The 25,332-nt window shown below is 57.5% G+C and carries 26 protein-coding genes; 13 read left to right on the plus strand and 13 right to left on the minus strand.

The window, feature by feature from the left end:
• Positions 1-3: 3 nt before the first annotated feature.
• The 7 genes from nqrF to G5380_RS16215 all read right to left on the minus strand — a co-directional run bounded on the left by nqrF (position 4) and on the right by G5380_RS16215 (position 6,605).
• Positions 4-1,227, minus strand: a complete 1,224-nt coding sequence (nqrF, locus tag G5380_RS16185; protein ID WP_216951907.1) for an NADH:ubiquinone reductase (Na(+)-transporting) subunit F — start codon at positions 1,225-1,227, stop codon at positions 4-6.
• A gap of 32 nt (positions 1,228-1,259) precedes the next feature.
• The gene (gene nqrE, locus G5380_RS16190; protein ID WP_227341212.1) at positions 1,260-1,856 is read right to left on the minus strand and encodes an NADH:ubiquinone reductase (Na(+)-transporting) subunit E; all 597 of its coding nucleotides are present in this window, start codon (positions 1,854-1,856) and stop codon (positions 1,260-1,262) included.
• Between the two features lie 3 nt (positions 1,857-1,859).
• A complete protein-coding gene (locus G5380_RS16195) occupies positions 1,860-2,492 on the minus strand; it encodes an NADH:ubiquinone reductase (Na(+)-transporting) subunit D (protein WP_033114212.1) in 633 nt (210 codons plus the stop codon).
• Complete coding sequence (locus tag G5380_RS16200) at positions 2,485-3,273, minus strand: Na(+)-translocating NADH-quinone reductase subunit C (protein WP_005343676.1); 789 nt, start codon at positions 3,271-3,273, stop codon at positions 2,485-2,487. The genes G5380_RS16195 and G5380_RS16200 overlap by 8 nt, the downstream gene beginning before the upstream one ends.
• On the minus strand, positions 3,263-4,492 hold the full coding sequence (locus G5380_RS16205) for an NADH:ubiquinone reductase (Na(+)-transporting) subunit B (protein ID WP_216951905.1): 1,230 nt from the start codon (positions 4,490-4,492) through the stop codon (positions 3,263-3,265). The genes G5380_RS16200 and G5380_RS16205 overlap by 11 nt, the downstream gene beginning before the upstream one ends.
• Before the next feature lie 3 nt (positions 4,493-4,495).
• A complete protein-coding gene (locus G5380_RS16210) occupies positions 4,496-5,839 on the minus strand; it encodes a Na(+)-translocating NADH-quinone reductase subunit A (RefSeq protein ID WP_421209761.1) in 1,344 nt (447 codons plus the stop codon).
• Between the two features lie 451 nt (positions 5,840-6,290).
• The gene (locus G5380_RS16215) at positions 6,291-6,605 is read right to left on the minus strand and encodes a BolA family protein (protein WP_227341207.1); all 315 of its coding nucleotides are present in this window, start codon (positions 6,603-6,605) and stop codon (positions 6,291-6,293) included.
• A 203-nt stretch (positions 6,606-6,808) separates the two neighbouring features.
• Between G5380_RS16215 and G5380_RS16220 the strand changes: the two genes are divergently transcribed.
• From G5380_RS16220 to G5380_RS16240, 5 genes are all read left to right on the plus strand, one after another.
• A complete protein-coding gene (locus G5380_RS16220) occupies positions 6,809-7,942 on the plus strand; it encodes a methyltransferase (RefSeq protein WP_421352915.1) in 1,134 nt (377 codons plus the stop codon).
• A gap of 17 nt (positions 7,943-7,959) precedes the next feature.
• The gene (locus G5380_RS16225) at positions 7,960-8,544 is read left to right on the plus strand and encodes a YajG family lipoprotein (RefSeq protein WP_005349692.1); all 585 of its coding nucleotides are present in this window, start codon (positions 7,960-7,962) and stop codon (positions 8,542-8,544) included.
• Between the two features lie 2 nt (positions 8,545-8,546).
• Positions 8,547-9,134 (plus strand): peptidylprolyl isomerase, encoded by a 588-nt coding sequence (locus tag G5380_RS16230; protein WP_042053243.1) that lies wholly within the window; start codon positions 8,547-8,549, stop codon positions 9,132-9,134.
• Between the two features lie 172 nt (positions 9,135-9,306).
• Entirely contained in the window at positions 9,307-10,686 is a 1,380-nt protein-coding gene (locus G5380_RS16235; protein ID WP_421352916.1) for an AmpG family muropeptide MFS transporter, read from the plus strand.
• 156 nt (positions 10,687-10,842) lie between these two features.
• Positions 10,843-11,685 (plus strand): outer membrane protein OmpK, encoded by an 843-nt coding sequence (locus G5380_RS16240; protein ID WP_216951901.1) that lies wholly within the window; start codon positions 10,843-10,845, stop codon positions 11,683-11,685.
• A 97-nt stretch (positions 11,686-11,782) separates the two neighbouring features.
• On the opposite strand, the gene G5380_RS16245 is transcribed toward G5380_RS16240, so the two are convergent.
• A complete protein-coding gene (locus G5380_RS16245) occupies positions 11,783-12,265 on the minus strand; it encodes a YajQ family cyclic di-GMP-binding protein (protein ID WP_216951900.1) in 483 nt (160 codons plus the stop codon).
• A gap of 201 nt (positions 12,266-12,466) precedes the next feature.
• Between G5380_RS16245 and G5380_RS16250 the strand changes: the two genes are divergently transcribed.
• Positions 12,467-13,420, plus strand: a complete 954-nt coding sequence (locus G5380_RS16250; RefSeq protein ID WP_266134133.1) for a ketopantoate reductase family protein — start codon at positions 12,467-12,469, stop codon at positions 13,418-13,420.
• Positions 13,421-13,457: 37 nt separating this feature from the next.
• Positions 13,458-14,018, plus strand: coding sequence for a DJ-1 family glyoxalase III (locus G5380_RS16255; protein WP_421209757.1), 561 nt, complete (start codon positions 13,458-13,460; stop codon positions 14,016-14,018).
• A gap of 111 nt (positions 14,019-14,129) precedes the next feature.
• Here G5380_RS16255 and G5380_RS16260 read toward each other — a convergent pair whose 3' ends face one another.
• Positions 14,130-14,336, minus strand: a complete 207-nt coding sequence (locus tag G5380_RS16260) for a hypothetical protein (RefSeq protein WP_245131523.1) — start codon at positions 14,334-14,336, stop codon at positions 14,130-14,132.
• 131 nt (positions 14,337-14,467) lie between these two features.
• Here G5380_RS16260 and dinB point away from each other — a divergent pair, with 131 nt between their 5' ends.
• The 6 genes from dinB (at position 14,468) to rlmM (ending at position 21,083) form a co-directional block, all read left to right on the plus strand.
• On the plus strand, positions 14,468-15,523 hold the full coding sequence (gene dinB, locus G5380_RS16265) for a DNA polymerase IV (protein WP_031227617.1): 1,056 nt from the start codon (positions 14,468-14,470) through the stop codon (positions 15,521-15,523).
• Between the two features lie 66 nt (positions 15,524-15,589).
• Entirely contained in the window at positions 15,590-17,731 is a 2,142-nt protein-coding gene (locus tag G5380_RS16270; protein WP_113739001.1) for a methyl-accepting chemotaxis protein, read from the plus strand.
• Positions 17,732-18,015: 284 nt separating this feature from the next.
• The gene (locus G5380_RS16275) at positions 18,016-18,936 is read left to right on the plus strand and encodes a transcriptional regulator GcvA (RefSeq protein ID WP_005338622.1); all 921 of its coding nucleotides are present in this window, start codon (positions 18,016-18,018) and stop codon (positions 18,934-18,936) included.
• Positions 18,929-19,558: an alpha/beta family hydrolase gene (locus tag G5380_RS16280; RefSeq protein ID WP_227341196.1), complete on the plus strand. Its 630-nt coding sequence runs from the start codon at positions 18,929-18,931 to the stop codon at positions 19,556-19,558. Before G5380_RS16275 ends, G5380_RS16280 begins: the two co-directional genes overlap by 8 nt.
• 51 nt (positions 19,559-19,609) lie before the next feature.
• Complete coding sequence (locus G5380_RS16285; protein ID WP_227341194.1) at positions 19,610-19,996, plus strand: DUF423 domain-containing protein; 387 nt, start codon at positions 19,610-19,612, stop codon at positions 19,994-19,996.
• Positions 19,989-21,083: a 23S rRNA (cytidine(2498)-2'-O)-methyltransferase RlmM gene (gene rlmM / locus G5380_RS16290; RefSeq protein ID WP_005338617.1), complete on the plus strand. Its 1,095-nt coding sequence runs from the start codon at positions 19,989-19,991 to the stop codon at positions 21,081-21,083. Before G5380_RS16285 ends, rlmM begins: the two co-directional genes overlap by 8 nt.
• Positions 21,084-21,165: 82 nt before the next feature.
• Here the strand turns inward: rlmM and G5380_RS16295 are convergent, their stop codons facing one another.
• From G5380_RS16295 to ppnN, 4 genes are all read right to left on the minus strand, one after another.
• Positions 21,166-21,624: a hypothetical protein gene (locus tag G5380_RS16295; RefSeq protein ID WP_136501476.1), complete on the minus strand. Its 459-nt coding sequence runs from the start codon at positions 21,622-21,624 to the stop codon at positions 21,166-21,168.
• A 117-nt stretch (positions 21,625-21,741) separates the two neighbouring features.
• Entirely contained in the window at positions 21,742-22,749 is a 1,008-nt protein-coding gene (locus G5380_RS16300) for an isocitrate dehydrogenase (protein WP_005349723.1), read from the minus strand.
• 159 nt (positions 22,750-22,908) lie between these two features.
• On the minus strand, positions 22,909-23,709 hold the full coding sequence (gene xni, locus G5380_RS16305) for a flap endonuclease Xni (protein ID WP_421209754.1): 801 nt from the start codon (positions 23,707-23,709) through the stop codon (positions 22,909-22,911).
• Positions 23,710-23,844: 135 nt separating this feature from the next.
• Positions 23,845-25,200, minus strand: a complete 1,356-nt coding sequence (gene ppnN / locus G5380_RS16310; protein WP_019445906.1) for a nucleotide 5'-monophosphate nucleosidase PpnN — start codon at positions 25,198-25,200, stop codon at positions 23,845-23,847.
• Positions 25,201-25,332: the final 132 nt, after the last annotated feature.

Below are 25,332 nucleotides of genomic sequence, written 5' to 3' on the forward strand. Positions count from 1 at the left end.
GGATTAACCACCAAAGTCATCCAGCAGGATGTTTTCGTCCTCAACGCCCAGATCTTTGAGCATGTTGATGACGGCTGCGTTCATCACGGGAGGTCCACACATGTAGAACTCGCAATCTTCCGGCGCTTCGTGGTTCTTGAGATAGTTCTCGTAGAGCACGTTGTGGATGAAGCCGGTGTAGCCATCCCAGTTGTCTTCCGGTTGCGGATCGGACAGGGCTACGTTCCAGGTGAAGTTCTCGTTCTCGGCCGCCAGCATGTCGAAGTCTTCGACATAGAACATCTCGCGTTTGGAACGGGCACCGTACCAGAAGCTCATCTTGCGCTTGGACTTCAGGCGACGCAGCTGGTCGAAGATATGGGAACGCATCGGCGCCATACCTGCACCACCACCGATGAATACCATTTCGGCATCGGTATCCTTGGCGAAGAACTCACCGAACGGACCGGAGATAGTCACCTTGTCGCCAGCCTTCAGGCTGAAGATGTAGGAGGACATCTGTCCCGGAGGGGCAGTCCAGTTGCTCGGGGGCGGGGTCGCGATACGCACGTTCAGCATGATGATGCCGAACTCTTCCGGATAGTTTGCCATGGAGTAGGCACGGATGATCGGCTCATCGACCTTGGACTCCAGCTCAAAAATCTTGAAGCGATCCCAGTCACCGCGATACTCCTCGGGAATATCGAAGTTCTTGTAGTACACATGGTGAGCCGGCGCTTCGATCTGGATATAACCACCGGCGCGGAACGGTACGCTCTCGCCATCGGGGATCTGCAGCTTGAGCTCCTTGATGAAGGTGGCTTTGTTATCGTTGGAGATAACAGTACATTCCCACTTCTTCACCCCGAAGATCTCTTCCGGCAGTTCGATGTCCATGTCGCCACGCACGGTGACCTGGCAGGCCAGACGCTCGCCGTGACGGGCTTCACCCTTGCTGATGTGATCCAGTTCGGTCGGCAGGATGTCGCCGCCACCGGATTTCACCCGTACCTTGCACTGGCCGCAGGAGCCACCGCCGCCACAGGCGGAAGAGACGAAGATACCGTTGCCGGCGAGTACGCCGAGCAGCTTGCCACCGGCCGGGCTGGTCACAGCCTTGGCCGGGTCACCATTGATGCTGATTGTCACGTCGCCCGCGGTCACCAGCTTGGACTTGGCGAACAGAATGACTGCCACCAGTGCCAGCAGGATCACGGTAAACATGACCACACCCAAAATAATTTCCATCTATCGTTCCTTTCTGATTGCAGGAAAGCCGATTACAGGGAGATACCAGAGAAGGACATGAAGCCCAGCGCCATCAGACCGGCGGTGATGAAGGTGATGCCCAGACCACGCAGGCCTTCCGGAACATCGGAGTACTTCATCTTCTCGCGGATACCCGCCAGCGCAACGATCGCCAGCATCCAGCCTGCCCCTGAGCCCACGCCGTAGACCACAGACTCCACGAAGGTGTAGTCACGCTGCACCATGAAGGAAACGCCACCGAAGATGGCGCAGTTCACGGTGATGAGCGGCAGGAAGATGCCCAGCGCGTTGTAGAGAGCCGGGAAGTACTTGTCCAGCGCCATCTCCAGGATCTGTACCAGCGCTGCGATCACCCCGATAAAGGTGATGAAGCTCAGGAAGCTCAGATCCAGGTCAGGGGAGAGAGCTCCGGCCTTCAGCACATAGTTGTAGATCAGGTTGTTGACCGGTACGGCGATGGTTTGCACCACGATAACGGCAATACCCAGACCCATGGAGGTCTTGACCTTCTTGGATACCGCCAGGAAGGTACACATCCCCAGGAAGAAGGAGAGTGCCAGGTTTTCGATGAAGATCGATTTAATCAACAGACTCAGATAGTGTTCCATACCTTAATCCTTCGCCTCCACCTGCTTGGGATCCTTGGTGCGCACGCCCCAGATGATCAGACCAATGATGAAGAATGCACTCGGCGGCAGCAGCAGGAGGCCGTTGGGTACATACCAGCCACCGTTGTTCACCAGCGGCAGCAGCTCGATGCCAAACCAGGTGCCGGAGCCCAGCAGTTCACGCACGGTCGCGACACTCAGCAGAATGGCGCCATAGCCCAGACCATTACCGATACCATCCAGGAAGGAGGGGAGCGGCGCGCTCTTCATGGCGTACGCTTCGGCGCGGCCCATCACGATACAGTTGGTGATGATCAGACCGACGAAGACTGACAGCTGCTTGGAGATGTCATAGGCATACGCCTTGAGCACCTGGTCAACCACGATAACCAGCGAGGCGATGATCGCCATCTGGGCAATGATCCGCACGCTGTTCGGGATCTGGTTGCGGATCAGGGAGATGAACAGGTTTGAGAAGGCGGTGACCGCCATGACCGCAAGGGTCATTACAAACGCTGTCTTCATCTGGCTGGTAACCGCCAGTGCGGAACAGACACCCAGCACCTGCAAGGCGATGGGGTTGTTGCCCAGCACTGGAGTCAACAGCAACTTTTTCATTTCGCTCTTGTCAGCCATTGTTGATTTCTCCTGCACGAACCTTGGCCAGGAAAGGACCGAAGCCCTTGGGACCCATCCAGAAGTCAAAGGTATGCTGTACACCGTTACCGGTCAGGGTGGCGCCGGAGAGACCGTCGATCTCGTGCTCGGAGCCCGCCGGAGCGTGACCCTTGATGACGCGCAGCGCCGGCATGCCATCCTGATCGAACAGCTTCTTGCCGACAAACAGCTCGCGCCAGGCTGGATTTTCGATTTCACCGCCCAGACCAGGGGTTTCACCGTGGTCATAGTAGGTGATGCCCTTGATAGTCTGGCCATCAGCGGCAACCGCGACGAAGGCATACATGGTAGACCACAGACCCTGACCGTAGATGGGCAGGATGATGTTGTCGATCTTGCCATCGGCATCCTTGGCGAAGAACACCGGAACCAGCTTGGAGATCTGGCGCAGGCCAGCCTTGTCCTCGGCAGCAGCCAGACGGATGTTTTGCGCCGGATCTTTGGCCGCCTGTTTGGTATCGAAGTTGTCGGCATCGCCGTCAACAAAGTTACCGGTGGCGAGATCCACCAGACGGGCTTCGATCTTGTCGCCATACAGCTTGGCCAGATCGCGCTTGGCTACATCGCTGATGTCCACGCCGGCTACGGAGAGAATATTGCTCTGTTTATCCAGCGCCTTGTTCTCCTCTTGGGTAGAACGCAGGCCAACGGCAGCAACGGATACCACGATGGAACAGGCCAGACAGAGGCCGGTGACCACGCTGATGGTGCCGAAGGTTGAGTCTTTATTAAACGCCACGAGCAATCCTCCGCTTGATGTTTGCCTGAGCGACGAAGTGGTCAAACAGGGGAGCAAACAGGTTTGCAAACAGAATGGCCAGCATCATGCCTTCCGGGAACGCAGGGTTGACCACGCGAACCAGCACGACCATCACGCCGATCAGGGCGCCGTACCACCACTTGCCCTTGTTGGTAAAGGCGGCGGAGACAGGGTCGGTCGCCATGAAGGCCATACCGAAGGCGAAGCCACCCAGTACCAGATGCCAGTGCCACGGCATGTTGAACATGGGGTTGGTATCGGAACCGATGACGTTGAACAGCAGGGAAGTGGCGATCATACCGACCATCACGCCGGCGATGATGCGCCAGGAGGCGATGCGCATATAGACGATCATGGCCGCACCCAGCAGGATCATCAGGGTGGAGACTTCACCGATGGAACCCGGCAGGTTGCCAAGGAAAGCGTCCATCCAGCTGATAGCCTGACCGGTGGCACCGTTGATCAGCGCCATCTGGCCGCCCTGAGCCCACTGGCTCAGCGCGGTTGCACCGGAGTAGCCATCAACGGCAACCCAGACTGCGTCACCGGAGATTTGGCCTGGGTAGGCGAAGAACAGGAAGGCACGACCTGCCAGCGCAGGGTTCAGGAAGTTTTTGCCGGTACCACCGAACACTTCCTTGGCCATTACCACACCGAAGGTGATGCCCAGCGCAGCTTGCCACAAGGGCAGCTCGGGCGGCACGATCAGGGCAAACAGGATGGAGGTCACGAAGAAGCCTTCGTTGATCTCGTGCTTGCGCACCATGGCAAACAGCACTTCCCAGAAACCACCGACAAAGAAGACGGTGATGTAGATCGGGAAGAAGTGGGTGGCGCCAATCAGCATCTTGCTGCCGATACCGGCAACAGACGGATCGAGGGAGGCACCCAGCATGGTGGCCAGGGCATATTGCCAGCTGCTGGCACCGGCTGCCGAGCCCATGTGGGCAATGGCGGCGATGGCCTGGTTGCCAACGTTGTACATGCCCCAGAACATGGCCGGGAACACGGCCAGCCACACCATGATCATCATGCGCTTCAGATCGAGCGCATCACGGACGTGGGCGGCATTGCGGGTAACGCTACCCGGGGTATAGAACAGGGTATACGCCGCTTCGAACAGGGCGTAGTACTTGGCGTACTTTCCACCCGGTTCGAAGTGATGTTCCATATTTTCAAGAAGTTGCTTGAAACTCATCGCTTAACCTTCCAGTTCAATCTTGGTCAGGCACTCACGCAAGATCGGGCCGTACTCGGTCTTGCCGGGGCAAACGAAAGTACAGAGGGCCAAATCTTCCTCATCCAGCTCCAGGCAACCCAGTGCTTGCGCACCGTCGGTATCGCCGGAGACCATGTCCCGCAGCAGCAGGGTGGGCAGGATGTCGAGTGGCATCACCCGTTCATAGTTGCCGATAGGCACCATGGAACGGTCACTACCGTTGGTAGTGGTGGTGAAGTTGATAAGGCGACCCTTCATCAGGTGAGAGAGGGTGGTGCGGGTGATGGAGAACTTGTTGGCACTGGGGTTGATCCAGCCCAGGAACTCTTTCTCGCGACCCTCGCCCAGTGCACAGACCTGATTGTGGTAACGACCCAGATAGTCGTGAACACCCTCAGCCTTGGCGCCGCTCAGCAGGGAACCGGAGATGACGCGGTTTTCATCGGCACGCAGCTCATTGTTGGTGAGTTGGCTGATGCAGGCCCCCAGACGGGTACGCAGCAGACGCGGCTTGAGCACATTCGGGCCGGCCAGGGCGATCACCTTGTCGGTGCAGATCTGACCGGTGGTGAACAGCTTGCCGAATGCGATCACATCCTGATAGTTGATGTGCCACTGCACCTTGGTGCTGCTGACCGGATCCAGGAAGTGGATATGGGTACCCGGCAGACCGGCAGGGTGCGGACCGACGAAGATCTCTTCCTTGACCTGAGCCAAAGAGGAGTGAGGCAGACTGCCTTCGCCTTTACAGACATAGACGGTGCCGTCGGTCAGGCGGGTCAATACGGCCAGACCATCGAGGAAGGCCTGCGGCTGTTCCTTGATAATCAGCTCGGCATCGGCAGCCAGCGGGTTGGTGTCCATCGCGGTCACAAAGATGGCGCGCGGGGCTGAGCCAACCGCAGGGACTTTGCTGAACGGGCGAGTGCGCAGTGCTATCCACTGACCTGATGCAACCAGGATCTCTTGCACCTTGCTGCGCTCGAGCTTGACCAGCTCGGAAGAGGCAAAATGCTCGAAGGTCACCTGTTCATCGGAGCCGTCGAGGTCGATGACCACAGACTGGAGCACACGTTTGGCTCCACGGTTGATCTCTGAAACTACGCCGGTGGCGGGGGCCGTGAATTTAACGCCGGGATTCTTCTTGTCTTCGAAGAGCTCCTGACCTTTGATGACGCGATCACCTACTTTGACGAACATAGTAGGTCGCATCCCCACGAACTCCTCGCCCAGTGTAGCAACACGGGTGATGGCGGGGCCATCGTAGATTACTTGCTCTGGCGCACCCAGCACGGGGATGTCCAGTCCTCTTTTGATTGTAATCATACTTAATTGCACTACCGTTACGGGAAGAGAGGTTGGTTAGCGCCGAGAAATACATCACGACGGGTGGTTGAATGAGTCGCTGTTGTGGCTGCGCCGGGTGGTCAGGCTCAGCAATTATTCAACATGCGAGGTCACTCAAAAGCGCTTGAGTCTACCACTTAAGGCCCATTTTCTGCCATGCCAAATAGGCAAAATCCCTGCGTCATCACAAAATTAACCTGCAATGAATAACCCCTGAATTCCTTGTAAGCTGTGGTTTTAAAGGTTTTTTTATTTTAATACCCCCATGGGGGTATGTTTGTGTAAGGCTGTGACTAAGCCGCCAGGGAAAACTGAATTAAATACCTATTTATGGTTGTCAGGATCAGCAGGCTGGCGGCTTTTTGTTTAATTTTTGTTTGTTTGTCACCCATAGGGTGGTGGGTCAGAGCAATGGGTGACAGCTAGCCGTTCAGGAGTGCGAGGGGTTGCCAACACAAGCTGGTGTGCGTGGTGCCTTACCCTTCTCCTGCCACTCGCTTGCCGTGTAGGTATGCAGTGCAAGTGCATGGACAGCGCCGGCCAGTTCATCGGCCAGGATGGCGTTGACCTGACGATGGCGAGAGAGAAGGCGCTGACCCGCAAACTGTTCGCTGACGATCACCACCTTGAAGTGGCTCTCAGAGCCCGGCTCCACTCGGTGCATGTGGCTCTCGTTGATCACTTCCAGCAGAGTGGGGGAGAGGGCTGCCGTCAGCTTGGCTTCAATCAGTTGTTGGATGGTCATCGGATCGGCTTCCAGAGTGAATGTCGGGCCATTCTATCGGCAGTCGCGGGATGGAATAAGCCCCCGTAAGAGGGAAATCACCCGTCAGTTGCCCCTTGATGCGCATCGAACTGGTGAAATTCCTGCTCCTCGCTAGAATAGCGCCACTTTGCGTCGCCCCTGGCGCCTGTATACACGAATCAAGCCGAGGTTGGACTCTTCCTATGCAAACCCTTCTCGACACTCCCCATTGCCAGCTCACGCTCTACCGCTATCCGCGCCTGAGTCAGGAGACACTGCAAGCCTGGGATGCGGCTGACGAATACCTGATCAACACCCTGGCGGAGTCTCCCCTCGAGCAGGCGGGCCCCGTCATCATCATGAATGATGGCTTTGGCGCGCTGGCGGCCTATCTGCATCCGTACTCCCCCTGCTGCGTCACCGACTCCTACATCAGTGAGCGGGCGACCCTGGCCAATTTGGCCGAAAACGGACTGGATGCGGGTGGTATCCGCTTGCAGGATGCGCTGGCGCCGCTGCCCGATGCCCCAGCACTTGTGGTGATCAAGGTCTCCAAATATCAGGCTCTATTGGAGCAGCAACTGCTGGCATTGCGTGCGGTGGTGACACCGGCAACCCGCGTTATTGCTGCCGGCAAGGCGAAGGATATTCATACTTCCACCCTCAAGTTGTTCGAGAAGTATTTGGGGCCTACCCGTACCTCGCTGGCCTGGAAAAAGGCGCGTCTCATTCACTGTGAGCCGCAGGCAGAACGCCCCGCGCTGGCCAACCCCTTCCCGACTGTCTGGCCGCTGGAGGGGAGTGGCATGCTCATCCACAACCATGCCAATGTCTTCTCGCGCACCAGTCTCGATATCGGTGCCCGTTTTATGCTGGACAACCTGCCCATCCACAGTGCCCGCAAGGTGATCGATCTGGGCTGTGGCAACGGGGTGTTGGGGTTGTCGCTGCTCGCCAAAGACAGCGAGGTGGAGGTGACCTTTATCGATGAATCCTATATGGCGGTCGCCTCGGCACAGCTCAACGTCGAGCATAATCAGCCCGATGCACTGCCGCGCGCCCGTTTTATGGTCAATAACTGTCTCGACGGGGTGGCGGTCGGCTCGGCGGATCGGATCCTCTGCAACCCTCCTTTCCATCAGTTACAGGCGATCACCGATCATATCGCCTGGCAGATGTTCAGTGATGCGCACCGGGTGTTGCCTCAGGGGGGGGAACTCTGGATAGTAGGCAACCGTCATCTGGACTATCACAACAAACTCAAGCGCTTGTTTGCCAACGCACAAGTCGTTGCGTCGAACAGCAAATTCGTTATTTTGAAAGCCATCAAACGCTAAAGCCAAAGGAAACCATGATGAAAAAGTCACTCTTGCTGCTGGCCGCCCTGATGCTGGGCGGGTGTGCCACTCATTGGCCGGAGACGGCGCTGCTCAATCCGCAGGTGATCCCCGCCAACCAGCAATACTACTCTGGCAATCGCATCACCATGGAAGGGGTAGACAAGCGTGAGGCTGCCTACGTCTTCTCTATCAAACATAAAGAGAAAGCCCCCGTCCTGGTCAACAGTGAGCGTCCGCTCAACCTGCTGATGGCCGAGCGGCTGGCCGAAGGGCTGCGCAGCCAGGGTCTCGAAGTGGGCAACAGTGGCACCACCAACCTGACGCTGGTGATCTCCAACGCCGCAGTCAATGTGGAAGAGAAGACCTTTACCTATGTCACCAAATCCCGCGTCAGCCTGCAGGTGATCGCCGATTTCCAGGGCAACCGTCTGACCAAGCAGTTCAACATGTCCTCCAGCAAGGAGAGCCCGAGCGAGCCAAGCATGGCCGACCTGGAGTCTACACTGAACCTGCAACTGGGTAGCGTGCTGCAGCAGATCATGGCGGATGATGCGCTGCGCGGTTACCTTAAAGGTCAACCGAACGGCGCAGGGGTCTGATGATGAAAAAACTCTGGTTGCTGGCCATGCTGATCGCCCCGCTGGCGTTCGCAGGCCCGAAAGTCAGAATGGAGACCAACCACGGCAATATCGTGGTGGAGCTGGCGTCCAAGCAGGCGCCCCAGACGGTGAAGAACTTCCTGCGCTACGTGGCTGATGGCAGCTATGACGGCAGCATCTTCCACCGGGTGATCCAGGATTTCGTGGTGCAGGGTGGGGGCTACAACCAGCAGTTCCAGCAACTGCCGACTTATGAGCCTGTGGTCAACGAGTCGCGCGGCGGTCTGCCCAACAAGCGTGGCTCCATCGCTATGGCTCGCACCCAGGCGGTCGACAGCGCTACTCGCCAGTTTTACTTCAATCTGGTCGACAACAATAACCTCAACGCCGGTGGCTCTGCGGGTTATACCGTGTTCGGTCAGGTGGTGCAGGGGATGGAGGTGCTGGACAAGCTGGCTCAGGTACAGACCGGTTACAGCCCCATTCTGCGTGCCAACGATGTGCCGACCAGTCCCATCATTCTGAAGAAGGTGGTCTTGCTGGCAGAAACTCCGGCAGACAAGAAAGTCGACAAGAAAGCGGGCAAGTAATCCTCACTGGACGCGGTTCGTCACCTCGCCTCGTCAGGTCACGATACAAGGCTCATCCCGTTCGGGATGGGCCTTTTCTCTATCCGGGCTTCTTTTGCCTATCTCTTTGCTTGCCTTGGCTATCTGCCATCAACCTGCCAAAATGACGCACTTTTCCAAAGTCGTCAGGTAGTTGAACATGATCCGCAAACCAAGCTGGAGAGAGTCCCTCGCCGTCTATCTCGAATTTCGGGTGTTTATTCTCTTTGCCATGGGTTTTTCATCGGGTCTGCCGCTGCTGCTGGTGTTCGGTACCCTCTCATTCTGGTTGCGCGAGGCCGATGTCAGCCTGACCGATATCGGCTATATGAGCTGGGTGGCGCTCGCCTATGGCTTTAAATGGCTGTGGTCGCCGCTGGTGGATCGCATGCCGCTGCCGTTGCTCTCCACGCTGCTGGGGCGTCGCCGTAGCTGGATGTTCTTCTCCCAGTTGCTGATTGCCGCTGCGCTGGTCGGCATGGCGTTCTGCGATCCCAAGACCGAGCTGGCCCAGCTAGCGATGTTTGCCCTGCTGGTGGCCTTTGCCTCGGCGACTCAGGATATCGTTATCGATGCCTATCGCATCGAATCCGCCCCCGAGCGGCTGCAGGCGGCGATGGCTGCCTCCTACATGACCGGTTACCGGCTGGCGATGATCATGGCGGGCGCCGGTGCGCTGGCGCTGGCAGCCTGGTTTGGCAGCAATAGTGGCTATGACTATCGTGGCTGGCAGATTACCTATCTGGTGATGGCGGGTCTGATGTCACTCGGGGTTATCACCACGCTGTTTTGCCACGAGCCGGAAATCGATCTGGCCGGTCAGGGCAGACAACAGGCAGAGCGCAAGGCACTGCTGCAGGAAAAGGGGTGGCCCGCCCCCTTGGCAAGTGCCGGAGCCTGGGGTTATGAGGCGGTCTGGAGTCCGTTTGCCGACTTCTTTCGCCGTTATGGTCGCTCGGCGCTGCTTATCCTGTTGCTTATCGCCTGTTACCGGATTGCGGATGTGGTGATGGGGGTGATGTCCAACAGCTTCTATGTGGATATGCAGTTCAGCAAGACCGAAGTCGCCACTATCACCAAGGTGTTTGGCGTTATCATGACGCTGGTGGGGGCGGCACTGGGGGGCGTGCTGGTGATGCGCTTTGGCACGCTGCGGATCCTGTTTCTCGGGGCGCTGCTCACCGCCAGCACCAATCTGCTGTTTGCCCTGCTCCATCAGGTTGGTCACAACCTGGAGCTGCTGACCCTGATCATTTCGCTCGATAACCTCAGCGCCGGCATCGCCACCGCAGCTTTTGTGACCTATCTCTCCAGCCTGACCAATGTGGCGTTTTCAGCGACGCAATACGCCCTGTTCAGCTCGGTGATGTTGCTGCTGCCCAAGTTGTTGGCCGGTTTTTCGGGGCAGGTGGTGGAGCAGATTGGCTACAGCGCCTTCTTTGTCGGCACCAGTTTGTTGGGCTTGCCCGTGTTGTTGTTGATTGTGCTGGTCGCCCGTAAAGGGGGTGAGTTGTTCTCAGTTGCTGACAAATAGCAAGCGTTTGCGTAGAATCGGGGGTGATTAGATTCACACTTCCGGATAAAGTTCCCGAGAAGTTGTTTCACCCCCAATTTTATTTGATTAGAATTCCTCTCGCTCCTTGTGGGCAGGCTACGGAAAACCTCAACTAACGCACAAGAGACCAATAAAATGGCCAAATTTACCAAGACTCTGATCGCTACCGGTCTGCTGGCTGCTGCCGCAACTCCAGCCTTTGCTGCTGACTACAGCGGTGATATCCACAAGAATGACTACAAGTGGATGCAGTTCAACGTCATGCACACCATCGACCAGCGCCCTTTCACTACCGGTGAAGAGGACTACAACGATACCTATTTTGAGATGGAGTTCGGTGGTCGCTCCGGCCTGTTTGACCTGTACGGTTACGTCGACGTATTCGATATTTTCGACTCCCGTCACAGCAATAAACACCATGGTCAGAACCTGTTCATGAAGTTTGCACCGCGTATGTCTCTGGATGCGCTGACAGGTAAAGATCTCTCCTTTGGTCCTGTGCAAGAGCTTTACATTGCCAACCTGAACAACGTTGGTGACAAGCAGATGGAAAACCAGCTGGGTCTGGGTGCCGATGTGATGGTTCCCTGGTTTGGCAAGGTTGGCATGAACCTGTATGCACGTCACGCCACCGAGAACCAGTTCTTCACCGAAGAAGAAGGTGAGTGGAACGGTTATCAGTTCTCCATGAACTGGTTCAAGCCTTTCTATACCTTCGGCAATGGCAGCTTTGTCTCCTACCAGGGTTATCTGGATTATCAATTCGGCCTGGATACCCATGACCGTGCTGACCGTACCAGCGACAACCTGGCCACCTTCCACGGTATCTACTGGCACTCCGATCGCTACGCGGTTGGTTATGGCCTGAAGTATTTCATGGATGCCTACGGTACCAAAGATGGCTCCAAAGCCTACGACGGTACCCCGTGGAAGAGCACCGGCTTCAGCCACTACTTCTCTGTTACCTACAAGTTCTAATAAAACTTGGGGAACAAAAAACCGGAGCATTTGCTCCGGTTTTTTTATGCTCGGACGATTAAAGAAGAGGAGAAGGGAGAGCCCTTCTCTCCCATCATCAGTCGCGGAAATTCTGAAACTGCATCGGTTGGCCCAGGTCGGCGCCACGGACCAGTGCCATGGTCTCTTGCAGATCGTCACGCTTCTTGCCGGTGACACGTACTTCATCACCCTGGATGGCGACCTGTACCTTGATCTTGGAGTCCTTGATCAGCTTGACCAGCTTCTTGGCGATCTCTTTCTCGATCCCCTGTTTGAACTTGACGGTCAGGTGGAAGCGTTTGCCGGAGTGAACGGAGTCACCCACTTCCATGGAGCTGTTTTCGATGTTGCGCTTGAGCAGGGCACCGCGCAGGATTTCGACCATCTGCTTGAGCTGGAAATCGGCATCGGCTTCCAGCTTTACCTCTTCTTTGTTCAACTCGAAGCTGGCTTCTACCCCACGAAAATCGAAACGGGTGGCCAGTTCACGATTGGCGTTGTCGACTGCGTTCAACACCTCGTTCATTTTGACTTCAGAGACAATATCGAATGACGGCATAGCCGAAGCTCCTCATGTTGCGTTATCGGGGGCCAAATCTACCAGAAATACGGCAAATTTGCTGATTTTGATGGGAGTGCTCTGCTAGAATCCCCTGCGCACAGGAAGGTTGGACCCGTTAGTGTCCGTTCGCGCTATTTTTCATTTATTCCCGGTAACAGGTTGAGAGGATTGCAACCCTTACCCTGACAGAGTCACATCATGCCAAGCGGATTAAAAAATTCCCGACAACCCGTTATGCCACCTGTAGCGCCCAAGTGGACACTGCTCGGGTGCGGAGCTCTCGGCGGCGTTTTTGCCTCCCTGCTGACCCAGAGCGGTCAATCCACCCGAGTCTTGTTGCGTGAGCATCATCAATCTACCCTGCACCCCGGATTTGACTTTACTTCGTTGGAGGGGCAGGTACAGCTGCTCAATATCGAACGTGCATTTGCCGGCCAGCCGGGAAAAATCCAGCGTCTGTTGGTGATGACCAAGGCCAGTCAGGTGGTTGGCGCCCTGGCTCCACTGGTTGGCCATCTGGATGCTGGCGTGCCGATCGTACTGCTGCACAACGGGATGGGGATTGCCGAGAAGGTGGTCCAGATGTTTCCGCATAACCCGGTGATTGCAGGGGTGACCAGCCATGGTGCCATGAAAGCGGGCCATTTCGTGTTCCGTCATACCGGCAAGGGGGAAACCTGGTTGGGGCCATTTAACGAGGCAGCCAAGGCTCATGCATCACTGGCAGATGAGTTGGCGCAGGCATTGGGTCAGGCGGGTTGGGATGAGCAGATAGTGGCACGCCAGTGGCAAAAGCTGGCCATCAACTGTGCCATCAATCCCCTGACGGCCCTCTACAAGCTGAAAAACGGCGAGCTGGCTGGCCCCCGTTTTGCCGATGCCCTGCAGCAGATCTGTGTGGAGGTGGCGGATGTGATGTGCGCCGAAGGGATTGCAACCACGGCCGAAGAGTTGCAGCGCCGGGTGATGACAGTGGTGGAATTGACCGCTGACAATTACTCCTCCATGTATCAGGATATGGAGCTGGGACGCGAGACCGAGATCGAGGCCATCACCGGCTTCTTGTTGGTCAAGGCTGCCCGGCATGGCATTGCCGTACCAGTCAATCAGGGTCTCTATCAGGCGATCAAAGAGAAGAGTCAGGCCGTCTGATCTTTTACATGGCAGAGCAAGCAGCAAGGAGGCGAACGTGAGTGTACTGGTGCTGGTGGCCCCCGGGTCGGAAGAGATAGAGACGGTCGCGATTGTCGATACCCTGGTGCGCGCCAGTATCGAGGTGGTGCTGGCCTCTTGCTGCCCTGCCGGGTCTCGGCAGGTGAAGGCATCGCGCGGGGTGCAGCTGGTGGCTGATTGTCATATCGACGAGCTGATCCGTCGGGACTTTGAAGCCATCGTGGTACCCGGTGGTTTGCCCGGCAGCGAAGTGATCCGCGATACCCCGCTGGCCATCGAACGGCTCAAAGAGCAGGCCGCTCTTGGTCGCTGGCGCGCAGCCATCTGCGCCGCCCCTGTGGTGGTGTTGCAACATCACGCTCTGCTGGATGATGCCATCGTCACCTGTCATCCCGGCTTTCAGTCCCGACTACCGACATCGCAACTGTCACATGAGCGGGTCGTCAGGGATGAGGCTCATCGCCTTATCACCAGCCAGGGGCCGGGCAGTGCCATCGAGTTTGTGCTTGAACTGGTTCGGGTGCTGCGTGGGGATGATGTGGCTACCGCCGTGGCTGGCCCTATGGTGCTGCCTTGAGCGCACTCTGTTGCTGAATCAAACTAGCCATGCTTTGAAAACCGGGCCCCGGTCATCTTGATCGGGGCCCGTTTGTTATCTGCCGTTGTCGGTCACGCCATCTTGTCCGGCTCAGTAGTCGTATTGTGAACACTGTTTCTTGCTGTATTCCTCACGCCAGCGTGCCAGCTCTTCCTGAGTGCCCAGCGTGTCTCCTTTCTTGATGGCCTGTTCCAGTATCTCAATCCGGTCGAACAGCCAGCGGCACTCCGCCGTCGGGTTGTTCTTGCCGATGCCGGTCAGCGGCAGCACACAGAGTCCCAGCCAGAGATATTTCATTCCGAACGCTCCTTGTCATTGTGGTGGTGAGGGTCTCTTTAGAGTCTATCATTTTAGCCGTAACGAGAGAGATAGAGCTGTGGTTATCCTTGGGGTAAGATGATGCCATGTCTGTTTATTTATACAGTGGTATGCGCAAGATCATCCATATCGACATGGACTGCTTTTTTGCCGCGGTGGAGATGCGGGATAACCCCGCATTGCGGGAAGTTCCGCTTGCGATAGGGGGGGCCTCCGAGCGGCGCGGCGTCATCTCGACCTGCAACTATGTGGCGCGCCGGTTCGGTGTGCGCTCCGCCATGCCGAGCGCACTGGCGAAAAAACTCTGCCCGCCGCTGGTACTGATCCCTGGGCGAATGGCGGTATACAAGGATATCTCCCGTCAGCTCAGGGCAATTTTCCTGCGCTATACCGATCAGGTTGAACCACTGTCGCTGGACGAGGCTTACCTCGACGTGACCCACAGTCGTTGCTGTGGCGGCAGCGCCACCCTGATGGCGCAAGAGATCCGGCAAGCCATCGTCACCGAACTGGGATTGACCGCCTCGGCTGGAGTGGCCCCCAACAAGTTTCTCGCCAAGCTCGCCTCGGAGCAGCGCAAACCCGATGGTCTGTTTGTCATTCGTCCCGACGAAGTGGCCGAATTTGTCTGCCAGTTGCCCCTCGGCAAACTGCCCGGGGTGGGGCGCAAGACCGCCGAGCGGCTGGAGGCGCAGGGGCTCTACACCTGTGAGGATGCGCGGGCCTTGTCGGCACAAGAGCTGTGCAGTCGTTTTGGCAAGCTGGGGGAGATGTTGACGACCCGGATCTGGGGGCTGGATGAACAGCCGGTGCAGGCGCACCGGATCCGCAAAACCATCGGGGTGGAGACCACCCTGGCGAGCGATGTTTGTGACGAAGCCGCCTGTTTGACGGTATTGCAGCAACTGCTGCCGGAGCTTGAGCGGCGATTTCAGCTGGCGTGCCCTGCCGAGCAGGTGATGGGGCAGGGAATCAAGCTCAAGTTTGCCGATTTCCACCAGACCACTGTCTATCGCAGTCAGGGTGGCTATCAGCCAGCCTTGTTCGTTCCCCTGCTCAAAGAGGGGTTACAGCGGGCGCAAGGGCGTTCGGTTCGCCTGCTGGGCTTGGTGGTGGGTTTGCCAAAAGAGGGTGAAGTTAATCAACTCTCGCTGGATTTGCTGTGAGAGAGTTAAGTTTTTGTTTATAAAGTCGATAATCTATCCATATCTGTATGACGTAGGAATATTGGCATGAGCGCTCTTTCTGTCCAGGGTCGGATTACCCTGATCGCCGGTTGCTGTCTGTTGGTGACAGCCGCCGCTCTGGTTGCCTCTTCGATTTACAACGCGAACAAGATGCAACAGCAGGTGCGGCAAGCCACCATGCATGAGGCGCAGCAGTCGGCCGAGAACTGGATGAAGGCGATGGGCTCGGAGCAGGCGGCCAAGGTGACCAGCTATCTCGATGAGGCCTATTTCCGCGCCAGTTTGCTGGCGGAGAGCGTGTTGTTCCAGCGCAAGAATGCGGCCGAGAACTTTGTCCATTCGGAGGCGCTGCGCAGCGCCGTCAATCAGCAACTGCACGATGCCGTTGCCTCATCGACCAATCTGCTTGGTGTCTATGCGGTGTTCGAGCCTGACCAGCTGGATGGGGAAGACAGCAACTATCAGGGCTCAACGGCGCTGGGTTCCAACGACAAGGGTCGTTTTTCCAGTTACTGGGCCTATGACAACGGCAAGATTGAGCCGGAAGTGCAGAATGAGGATGTACTGGCCGATGAGAGCCCGACTGAGGCTGGTGGAATCGAAAACGAGTGGTATCGCTGCAGTATTCGCACCCGTGCCCTCTGCCTGCTGGAGCCCTATCTGGACGATGTGGGCGATAAACAGATATTGATGACCTCGGTGACGGTCCCGCTGCTGGAGCAGGAGACCTTGCTGGGGATGGTCGGGGTCGATATCTCGCTGGCCACTTTGCAGAGTCTGGTCAGTACTATGGACAAGGAGCTCTATGACGGCAAGGGCAGAATCTTGCTGGTCAGTCACGAGGGGCGCGTGGCGGGAGCCGATGAGTTCGATGTGACCATGGGGCGTGGGCTGGATCAGAAGTATCAGGGGCTGGCCAGCGAGCTGAAAGGCTGGCTCAGTCAGGGTCAGGAGCTGACTCGCTGGAGCAGCGATGGCACCCTGTTGCAGACCTTTGTCCCGGTATCCATGCGTGGCACCGACCGTAAATGGGGCATCTACATTGAATTGCCACGGGCAGTAGTACTGGCCTCGGCCCAGCAACTGCAAGATGAGCTGGCCAGTGAGGCCAATCGCAGCGTGGTCTCGCAGCTGTCGATCGGAGTGCTGATCTCGCTGGTTGCCCTGAGTTTTATCTGGTTGATGGCGCGCCAGATTGTGGCACCCATCCGCGCCGTAGTTGCCCGTCTCAAGGATATCGCCAGCGGCGAGGGGGATTTGACCCAGCGTATCGAGATCCTGCGGCAAGACGAGATCGGCGAGTTGGCCAAGTGGTTCAACAGCTTCCTCAACAAGTTGCAATCCACCATCAGTCAGGTGATTGATACCGTCTCCGGTACGCGTAATAGTGCCGAGCGAGCCGCGCAGGTGGCCGAGCGCACCAGCAGCGGCATGCAGGCCCAGTATCAGGAGATCGATCTGGTGGCGACGGCATTTGAAGAGCTGAGCGCCACGGCGTTGCAGGTCTCCGGTAATGCCGGCTCGGCGGTGGCGGCTGCCAACACCACTGACGCTGCAGCGCAAGAGGGCAAATATGTCGTTGCTGACACCCAGGAGGCGATGCGCAAGCTGATGACCATCATCAATGATGCCCAGCCGGTGGTGGAACGGCTCTCCGCCAACAGCGACAACATCAATGACATCCTTATCGTGATCCAGGGAATTGCCGAGCAGACCAACTTACTGGCGCTGAATGCGGCTATTGAAGCGGCGCGGGCCGGTGAGCAGGGCCGTGGCTTTGCCGTGGTGGCCGATGAGGTGCGCAATCTGGCCGGTCGCACCCAGAATGCCATCGTCGAGATCCAGACCCTGATCAGCCAACTGCAATCCGGTACCGGCGCCGTGGTCAAGGCGATCCGCGATGGTCATGGTCAGGCTGACGAGACGCTAGCCAAGGTGGATCTCTCTGTGCAGGTGCTGGAGCAGATTATCCAGTCGGTCTCCACCATCCATCAGATGAACGAGCAGATTGCCCGGGCGGCGCAGGAGCAGAGCCGGGTGGCGGACGAGATCAACCGTAACGTCAGCAACATTCGCGATGTGAGCCACACCATTCGGGCCGAGGCGGCGACCTCCGCCGAAAATGGTCGCGAGCTCTCTGCGCTGGCGGACAAGCAGCAGCAGCTGGTGGGGCAGTTCAAGGTATAGAAGGGATGAAAAAAGGCGCCATCCAGCTGGAGGCGCCAAACACATTCAGATGACAGACTGGGTCAAACCGGTGAGATTTGAGCCCCTCTTCCCGCAGAGGAAGAAACACAACACCACAATCGCAGTCGAAAGACTCACTAAAAACACATGTAAACCAACACGTAGTAGAAAATGTGAGCCATATGACGACTGATTGCTGGGCGAATTATGTTTATTCACTGGTCGACCCGCAACCGACAAATTATAATGCGCCCCATTAGAAAAACTCATCGTCGGCTGGTGTCATGTCTCGTCGTTTACCCCCGCTCAATGCCCTCAAGGCCTTTGAAGCAGCGGCTCGTCACTTAAGCTTTACCCGCGCAGCAGAAGAGTTGTTTGTGACTCAGGCTGCCATCAGTCACCAGATCAAGGCGCTGGAGGAGTATCTTGGCATCAAGCTGTTCCGCCGCAAAAACCGCTCCTTGTTGCTGACCGAAGAGGGGCAGGGCTATTTCCTGGATATCAAGGACATCTTTGCCTCCATCTCTGAGGCGACCGACAAGCTGCTGGCCCGCAGTGCCAAGGGGGCGTTGACTGTCAGTTTGCAGCCGAGTTTCGCCATCCAGTGGCTGGTGCCGCGGCTGGTCAAGTTCAGCGAGCGTCATCCTGATATCGATGTACGGATCAAGGCGGTCGACCTTGACGAAGGGTCGCTCACCGACGATGTGGATGTGGCCATCTACTACGGGCGCGGCAACTGGCCGGGTCTGCGCTCGGACAAGCTGCATACCGAATACCTGATCCCGGTCTGTTCCCCCTTGCTGCTGACCGGGCCCAAACCGCTGCGTACGCCGCAAGATTTGACTCTTCATACCCTGCTGCACGATACCTCCCGCCGCGACTGGAAGGCGTGGTTCCGCCAGCTCGACATCGATGCGCCCAACGTCAATCAGGGCCCCATCTTCAGCCACTCCACCATGGTGATCCAGGCGGCGATCCACGGTCAGGGAGTGGCACTTGGTCACAGCGTGCTGGCTCAGCCCGAGATTGAGGCTGGTCGCCTCATCTGTCCGTTCGAGCAGGTGTTGGTGAGTAAGAATGCTTTCTATCTGGTGTGCCAGGAGCAGCAGTCGGATCAGGGCAAGATCGTTGCCTTCCGCGACTGGATGCTGGAGCTGGTGGAGCAGGAAGAGGCGCGTCGCAGGGCAAGGCTCGCCGATGCATGAGGTGATCCGCGAGGGGGCAGTTGATGCCCCCGTTCGCATTTTGCTGGCCCACGGGGCAGGTGCAGGGATGGATCACCCCTTTCTTGCCGAGTTGTCACGCCTGCTGGCCGGGCCGGATATCGAAGTGGTGCGCTTCAACTTTCCCTACATGACAAAGCGTGCACAGGATGGCAAGCGCCGCCCGCCTGACAGGGCGCCAGTGCTGCTCGCTCATTGGCGCGACATGATCCGTGAGTTTGCCCATCCACGGCTGTTTCTGGCGGGCAAGTCGATGGGCGGGCGGATGGCGGCGGAACTGTATAGCGAAGGCGAGGGTGAGATGAATGCTGCAGGATTGCTCATTCTCGGGTATCCTTTCCACCCTCCGGCCAAGCCCGACAGCTGGCGAGGCGAGGTACTCAAGCATATTGCAGTACCAACCCTGCTGTTGCAGGGGGAGCGCGATACCTTCGGTAGTCGCGCCGAACTGGCCGATTTCCCCTTCTCACCCGCCGTATCGGTCCATTGGTTGACCGATGGTGATCATGGTTTCAAACCGCGTAAAGCCAGTGGCGTGAGTGAGCAGGAGAATATGCAGCATGCAGCGGCGGCCATCAGCCATTTTGTGGCCCGGCATGGATAGCACGAGAGGGTTGGCTTTATTGCCAGCCTCGATGAGAGAGGGAGAGTGAGGATGCAGATCCATCGACATTGGCTGATACTGGCTGGTCTCTTCGGGTTGACGGCCACCATGCTGGGGGCTTATGGCGCCCATGGATTGGCTGCGACCGGCATTACGCCCGAGCGTCTGGCGGCGTTCAATACCGCCGTGCAATATCAGTTTTTTCACGCATTGGCCCTGCTGGTTCTGGGCTGGTGTGGTGTGCGCAGCAGGGTGATCCAGCTGGCTGGCACCGCCTTTGTGTTGGGGATCATCGGATTCTCCGGCAGTATTTACGCCATGGTGCTGCTTGGCAGCAAGGGGCTGGGGTTGATTACCCCGGCCGGTGGCCTCTGTTTTATGTTGGGATGGACGGCCCTGATCTGGGCTGGCTGTCGTCTTGGAGGAAAAAATGAATAATCTGCTGCTTTATTGCCGCCCCGGTTTTGAGAAAGAGGCGGCTGCAGAGATCACCGAGCGTGCCGGTAACATGCAGTGCTACGGTTTCGCCCGGGTCAAGGACGACAGCGGTTATGTGATCTTCGAACTGTATGACGAGGAGCAGGCGGACCTGCTGGCTCGCAAGCTGCCGTTCCGGGAGCTCATCTTCATCCGCCAGATGCTAGTGGTCACCCATGAGTTGAAGGATCTGGATGTCGCGGACAGGATCTCCCCGATCCTTGAGGCGGTGAGTGACTACACCATTTGCGGTGATCTGCGGGTCGAAACCGCGGATACCAACGAAGCGAAAGAGCTGTCGGCCTTCTGCCGCAAGTTCACCGTGCCGCTGCGTCAGGCGCTGCGCAGCAACGAGATCCTGACCAAGAAGGAGACGCCGAACCGTCCGGTGTTCCACGCCTTCTTCATGGCCAATGATCATGTGTTGCTGGGCTACTCCTATTCGTTCAACAACTCCGGATTCCACATGGGGATCCCGCGCTTGCGCTTCCCGGCCGATGCACCGAGCCGCTCCAGCCTCAAGCTGGAGGAGGCGTTTTACGTTTTCGTGCCGCGGGAAGAGTGGGATGTGCGTCTCTGTTCAGGCATGAAGGCGGTGGATCTGGGGGCTTGCCCGGGTGGCTGGACCTATCAGCTGGTACGCCGTGGCATGATGGTGACGGCGGTCGACAATGGCATGATGGCCCAATCCTTGATGGATACCGGCCAGGTCAAGCATATCCGGGATGACGGTTTCGTCTGGCGTCCGAGCAAGAAGAACACCTACTGGCTGGTGTGCGACATGGTCGATAAACCGGCGCGGGTCGTTCACATGATTGCGGACTGGTTCCGTGAGGGCGACTGCCAGGAGGCGATGTTCAACCTCAAGCTGCCGATGAAGAAGCGTTATGCTGAATCGGTACACAATATCGAAGTGCTGCGCGAGATGCTCAAGGAGATCGACAACGCGTTCGTGATCCAGGCCAAGCAGCTCTATCACGATCGGGAAGAGATCACCGTGCATGTTTACAACAAGTACTGGGTCTCCAAACTCGAGCCCAAGGCGTGATGTAGCGGTTCTGCCCGTACGATAAATACCAAGGCCGACAGGGAAACCTGTCGGCCTTTTGCTATTCGGCTGCCGGAAAATATCAGAAACGGTAATCGAGGCGCAGGGAGGATTCGTCGTCGGTCACCTTGATCTCTATCTGCAGCGGGATGGTTTTGTCGACCGGATTGAATTGCATCTTTATCCCGTCTCCTCTCAGCCTGAGGGCGGTGTTCATTCCGCCAGCCTTGAACTTGACCTTGGGTCTAAAGCGTTCAACTGACAGACTGACGCTCTTTTCCGGGGTCAGATTGAGCTGCGGGTAGGAGGTGATCTTTTGATTACCAAAGTTGTCGGTGGAGACTTCAATACCAAACGACAGGGGTTTGGGTGCCTTGAGTAGGTCGTTGGTATTCAGGCTCGAGCGCCATACCTCTGTGGCAGTCCGTTTTTCCTGCTGTGGCAGTTTGGCGGTTTGGGTCTGTTGATCCTGCTCGAAAGCACTTGCTGCACCACACACCAGCATCAAACCCGAAACCAGATAGCACCCGTATCCCTTCATGAAAAACACTCCCTGTTCTTCTTCTCTATTGAACATAGTTGCTGTTTGGGGAGTGGCAAAGGATTCGGAAATATAAAAAAGGGAGCCTAGGCTCCCTTTTAAAATCAATTGGTTAGCTTACAGGCGATCGATGATGGCTTGGGTGAATTCGCTGGTGGAAGCCGTGCCACCCAGATCGCGGGTGACCCGATCACCGGATTCGATGGTGGCTCGTACCGCCTCGCGGATCCGCTCTGCCTTATCCTGCATGCCGAGGTACTCCAGCATCTGAATGGAGGCGAGGATCACCGAGGTCGGGTTGGCGATATTCTTGCCAGCTATGTCCGGCGCAGAACCGTGGACCGCTTCGAAGATGGCCGCGCCATCGCCGATGTTGGCGCCGGGCGCCATGCCGAGACCGCCAACCAGACCGGCGCAGAGATCCGAGAGGATGTCGCCGAACAGGTTGGTAGTGACCATGACATCGAAACGCTCCGGATACATCACCAAATTCATGCAGGCGGCATCGACGATCATCTCTTCGCTCTGGATATCCGGGTAGTGGCTGGCGATTTCACGTGCCACTTCGAGGAACAGGCCGGAGGTCGACTTGAGGATGTTCGCCTTGTGGATGATGGTGACCTTCTTGCGGCCTTCCTGACGGGCCAGCTCGAAGGCGAACTTGACTATGCGCTCGGCCCCTTCGCGGGTGATGATGCTCATCGCCTCGGCGCTCTTGTTGTCATCACTGCGCTTTTGCCCAGCGCCCGAGTACATGCCTTCGGTGTTTTCACGCACAGTGATGATGTCGATGTTGTCGTAACGGCTTCTGGTGCCCTTGAAGGAGATGACCGGGCGCACGTTGGCGTAGAGGTTGAACTTCTTGCGCAGGGAGACGTTGATGGAGGTAAAACCGCCGCCGACCGGTGTGGTCAATGGTCCTTTCAGGCTCACCTTGTTCTTCTCAATCAGATCCAGGGTCGCCTGGGGCAGCAGCTCGCCATGCTTTTCGAGGGCAACCAGACCCGCATCAGCGTATTCGTACTCAAAGTCACAGCCCGCATGGGTCAGGATCTGGATGGCTGATTCAATGATGCTGGGGCCGATGCCGTCGCCGGGGATCACGGTAATTTTTCTTTTGGACATGAGAGGGTTCCACTTCCAGGGTATAGGGGAGGATGGGGCTGCTTTATAGCATTTACTCAGCAAACCAACCACATTCCTTTACATTCTACTCACTTTCATCAACAGCGAGGGTGAGTCTCGTCATGGTTCGCGCCCTTGCCCGCATTTTTGTTCGGCCATTTAGTCCGGCTGGGGCGGGTAGCGGATGTCCCGCAGGTTGAATCCCAGCGGAATATCCCGCTGCAAGCGCACCAGCCGCTGGGCCAGCAGGGCCTCATCCTGATGCTGGCGCAGCTTGAGCAGTGGCTTGGCGGCATCCTCTTGCTGGCAGGCTTCGAGCATGGCTGCCAGGTTGCCATATTGCTGCAACAGATGGGTGGCTGTCTTGGGGCCGATCCCCGGAACCCCCTTGATATTGGAACCGCTGATACCGGTCAGGGCCCAGAAGTCGACCAGCTGATTAGGTGCTACCCCATATTGCTGCTGGACGAAGGCGGCATCCAGCCAGCGTTTGTTGAAGTAGTCGCGCACCCGGATCTGCGGGCAGATCAGTTGGCAGAAGCCCTTGTCGGTGGAGATGATGGTCGCCTGATGGCCATGGCTGGCTATGCCGCTGGCCAGGGTGGCGATGAGATCATCCGCTTCATCGGTCTCGGAGAGCAGGGCGTCGACCCCGCACTCCCAGAAGGCATCCTGCAGGGTCGCCAACCCCTCACGCAGTTCAGGGGGCATGAGGGTTCGCCCCTCCTTGTAGGCCGGATAGACCTCCTTGCGCCAGCTGTGCACCTCGCCATCAAACACGGCAATGACATGGGTTGGCTCGCTATTGGCCAGCAGCTTGCGGCAGGTATTGATAAGGTTGGCGCGGGTTGCAACCAGCGCCTGGGCAGGGGTCAGTGCCTGCTGGGCCTGTACCGCGTGCAGACGGCGAATGAGGTTGAGGGCATCGATGATGAGCAGGTGTGGCCGGATAGTTGACATGGGGCACTCTTGGCGGTCGGGACGCCCCATTGTAACAAACCGCTCGCCTTATGGGGGATTGATGGCGGTCGGGAAGGCATAGCGCCAATAAAGAGGGGCGCCGATGCGCCCCTCTGTCGATGATGTATCTGTACCCTAGCGGACGATTTCGTAGCAAGGCACATACTGACTGCCCGGCAGCTTCATCCGCTGCTGCTTGACGAAGCTCTCCAGCAGCTTGTCCATCAGGTGCATCAGCTCCTTGTCGCCGTGCAGCTTGAAGGGGCCCTTCTTCTCGATGGCGCGAATGCCCCCTTCCTTGACGTTGCCGGCGACGATGCCGGAGAAGGCACGACGCAGGTTGGCGGCCAGCAACTGGGGCGGCTGGTTGCGGTGCAGATCCAGACTTGCCATGCTGGCGTGATCCGGTTCGAAGGGGAGCTGGAACTCCGGCTCAATCTTGAGGGACCAGTTGAAGGAGTAGGCATCACCGACCGATTTGCGGTATTCGCGGATTTTCGGCATCGCCTCCTTCATCACTCGGGCCACTTCCGGTGCATCGCCAACAATGATCCGGTAGAGCTTGGTCGCCGGTTCACCGAGGGTCGCCTTGATGAAGTCGTCGATGGCTCGGAAGTAGTCGGCACTCTCTTTCGGGCCGGTCAGGATGATGGGCATGGGTTGTCGTTCGTTGGCCGGATGCATCATGATGCCGAGCAGATAGAGCAGCTCTTCGGCGGTGCCGACCCCGCCCGGGAAGATGATGATGCCATGGCCCAGACGCACGAATGCTTCCAGCCGTTTCTCGATATCCGGCAGGATCACCAGCTCGTTGACGATGGGGTTGGGCGGCTCGGCCGCAATGATGGAGGGCTCTGTGAGGCCGATGTAGCGCCCGTTGCGCACCCGCTGTTTGGCATGGCCGACGGCGGCCCCCTTCATCGGGCCCTCCATGGCTCCCGGGCCGCAACCGGTACAGATGTTCAGCTCACGCAAGCCCAGCTCGCTGCCCACGGCGCGGGTGTACTGGTACTCGATCTCGTTGATGGAGTGGCCACCCCAGCAGACGATCAGGTTGGGATCGGCGCCAGGCAGGATCACCTTGGCGTTGCGCAGGATGGCGAACACCACGTTGGAGATATGAGTCGAATTGGTGAGGTTGACCAGCCGGTTCGATTCAAGCTGGTTGGAGACATAGAGAATGTCGCGCAGCACCGAGAAGAGGTGCTCCTGAATACCACGAATGATCTCGCCATCGACGAACGCGTGCTCGGGGGCGTTGAACAGTTCCAGCTTGACCCCGCGCTCGCGCCGGATCACATGAATGTCGAATGATTTGAAGCGCTCCAGGATCTCCTTGGAGCTGTCGGTATGGCTACCGGAATTGAGCACTGCCAGCGAGCAGTTGCGAAACAGTTGATAGATATCGCTGGAGGCAGTCTGCTTGAGGCGATCCACCTCAAGCTGTGACAGCAAATCCATGCTGCCGACGGGATTGATGTGCGTAATCATAGGTTCCCCTTTACTCACTTGTTATCGTTGTGTTTTTTCCCTGGGGAGAAAAGGGATGCCATGTTGCATCCCCTGAGTTTGATAGTAGTGGCAACGGAGGGGGGAGGGAAATAGGGCGACGACTGTTCGCTG

Origin of the sequence: Aeromonas sp. 604443 (assembly GCF_049170315.1) — a bacterium.
Taxonomy (GTDB): Bacteria; Pseudomonadota; Gammaproteobacteria; order Enterobacterales; family Aeromonadaceae; genus Aeromonas; species Aeromonas veronii_A.

What these genes read in the sequence shown, in the direction of transcription:
- nqrF (WP_216951907.1), bottom strand. Translation starts at nt 1,227, where the DNA reads ATGGAAATTATTTTGGGTGTGGTCATGTTTACCGTGATCCTGCTGGCA.
- nqrE (WP_227341212.1), bottom strand. Translation starts at nt 1,856, where the DNA reads ATGGAACACTATCTGAGTCTGTTGATTAAATCGATCTTCATCGAAAAC.
- G5380_RS16195 (WP_033114212.1), bottom strand. Translation starts at nt 2,492, where the DNA reads ATGGCTGACAAGAGCGAAATGAAAAAGTTGCTGTTGACTCCAGTGCTG.
- G5380_RS16205 (WP_216951905.1), bottom strand. Translation starts at nt 4,492, where the DNA reads ATGAGTTTCAAGCAACTTCTTGAAAATATGGAACATCACTTCGAACCG.
- G5380_RS16210 (WP_421209761.1), bottom strand. Translation starts at nt 5,839, where the DNA reads ATGATTACAATCAAAAGAGGACTGGACATCCCCGTGCTGGGTGCGCCA.
- G5380_RS16215 (WP_227341207.1), bottom strand. Translation starts at nt 6,605, where the DNA reads ATGACCATCCAACAACTGATTGAAGCCAAGCTGACGGCAGCCCTCTCC.
- G5380_RS16220 (WP_421352915.1), top strand. Translation starts at nt 6,809, where the DNA reads ATGCAAACCCTTCTCGACACTCCCCATTGCCAGCTCACGCTCTACCGC.
- G5380_RS16225 (WP_005349692.1), top strand. Translation starts at nt 7,960, where the DNA reads ATGAAAAAGTCACTCTTGCTGCTGGCCGCCCTGATGCTGGGCGGGTGT.
- G5380_RS16230 (WP_042053243.1), top strand. Translation starts at nt 8,547, where the DNA reads ATGAAAAAACTCTGGTTGCTGGCCATGCTGATCGCCCCGCTGGCGTTC.
- G5380_RS16240 (WP_216951901.1), top strand. Translation starts at nt 10,843, where the DNA reads ATGGCCAAATTTACCAAGACTCTGATCGCTACCGGTCTGCTGGCTGCT.
- G5380_RS16245 (WP_216951900.1), bottom strand. Translation starts at nt 12,265, where the DNA reads ATGCCGTCATTCGATATTGTCTCTGAAGTCAAAATGAACGAGGTGTTG.
- G5380_RS16250 (WP_266134133.1), top strand. Translation starts at nt 12,467, where the DNA reads ATGCCAAGCGGATTAAAAAATTCCCGACAACCCGTTATGCCACCTGTA.
- G5380_RS16260 (WP_245131523.1), bottom strand. Translation starts at nt 14,336, where the DNA reads ATGAAATATCTCTGGCTGGGACTCTGTGTGCTGCCGCTGACCGGCATC.
- dinB (WP_031227617.1), top strand. Translation starts at nt 14,468, where the DNA reads ATGCGCAAGATCATCCATATCGACATGGACTGCTTTTTTGCCGCGGTG.
- G5380_RS16270 (WP_113739001.1), top strand. Translation starts at nt 15,590, where the DNA reads ATGAGCGCTCTTTCTGTCCAGGGTCGGATTACCCTGATCGCCGGTTGC.
- G5380_RS16275 (WP_005338622.1), top strand. Translation starts at nt 18,016, where the DNA reads ATGTCTCGTCGTTTACCCCCGCTCAATGCCCTCAAGGCCTTTGAAGCA.
- G5380_RS16280 (WP_227341196.1), top strand. Translation starts at nt 18,929, where the DNA reads ATGCATGAGGTGATCCGCGAGGGGGCAGTTGATGCCCCCGTTCGCATT.
- G5380_RS16285 (WP_227341194.1), top strand. Translation starts at nt 19,610, where the DNA reads ATGCAGATCCATCGACATTGGCTGATACTGGCTGGTCTCTTCGGGTTG.
- rlmM (WP_005338617.1), top strand. Translation starts at nt 19,989, where the DNA reads ATGAATAATCTGCTGCTTTATTGCCGCCCCGGTTTTGAGAAAGAGGCG.
- G5380_RS16295 (WP_136501476.1), bottom strand. Translation starts at nt 21,624, where the DNA reads ATGAAGGGATACGGGTGCTATCTGGTTTCGGGTTTGATGCTGGTGTGT.
- G5380_RS16300 (WP_005349723.1), bottom strand. Translation starts at nt 22,749, where the DNA reads ATGTCCAAAAGAAAAATTACCGTGATCCCCGGCGACGGCATCGGCCCC.
- xni (WP_421209754.1), bottom strand. Translation starts at nt 23,709, where the DNA reads ATGTCAACTATCCGGCCACACCTGCTCATCATCGATGCCCTCAACCTC.
- ppnN (WP_019445906.1), bottom strand. Translation starts at nt 25,200, where the DNA reads ATGATTACGCACATCAATCCCGTCGGCAGCATGGATTTGCTGTCACAG.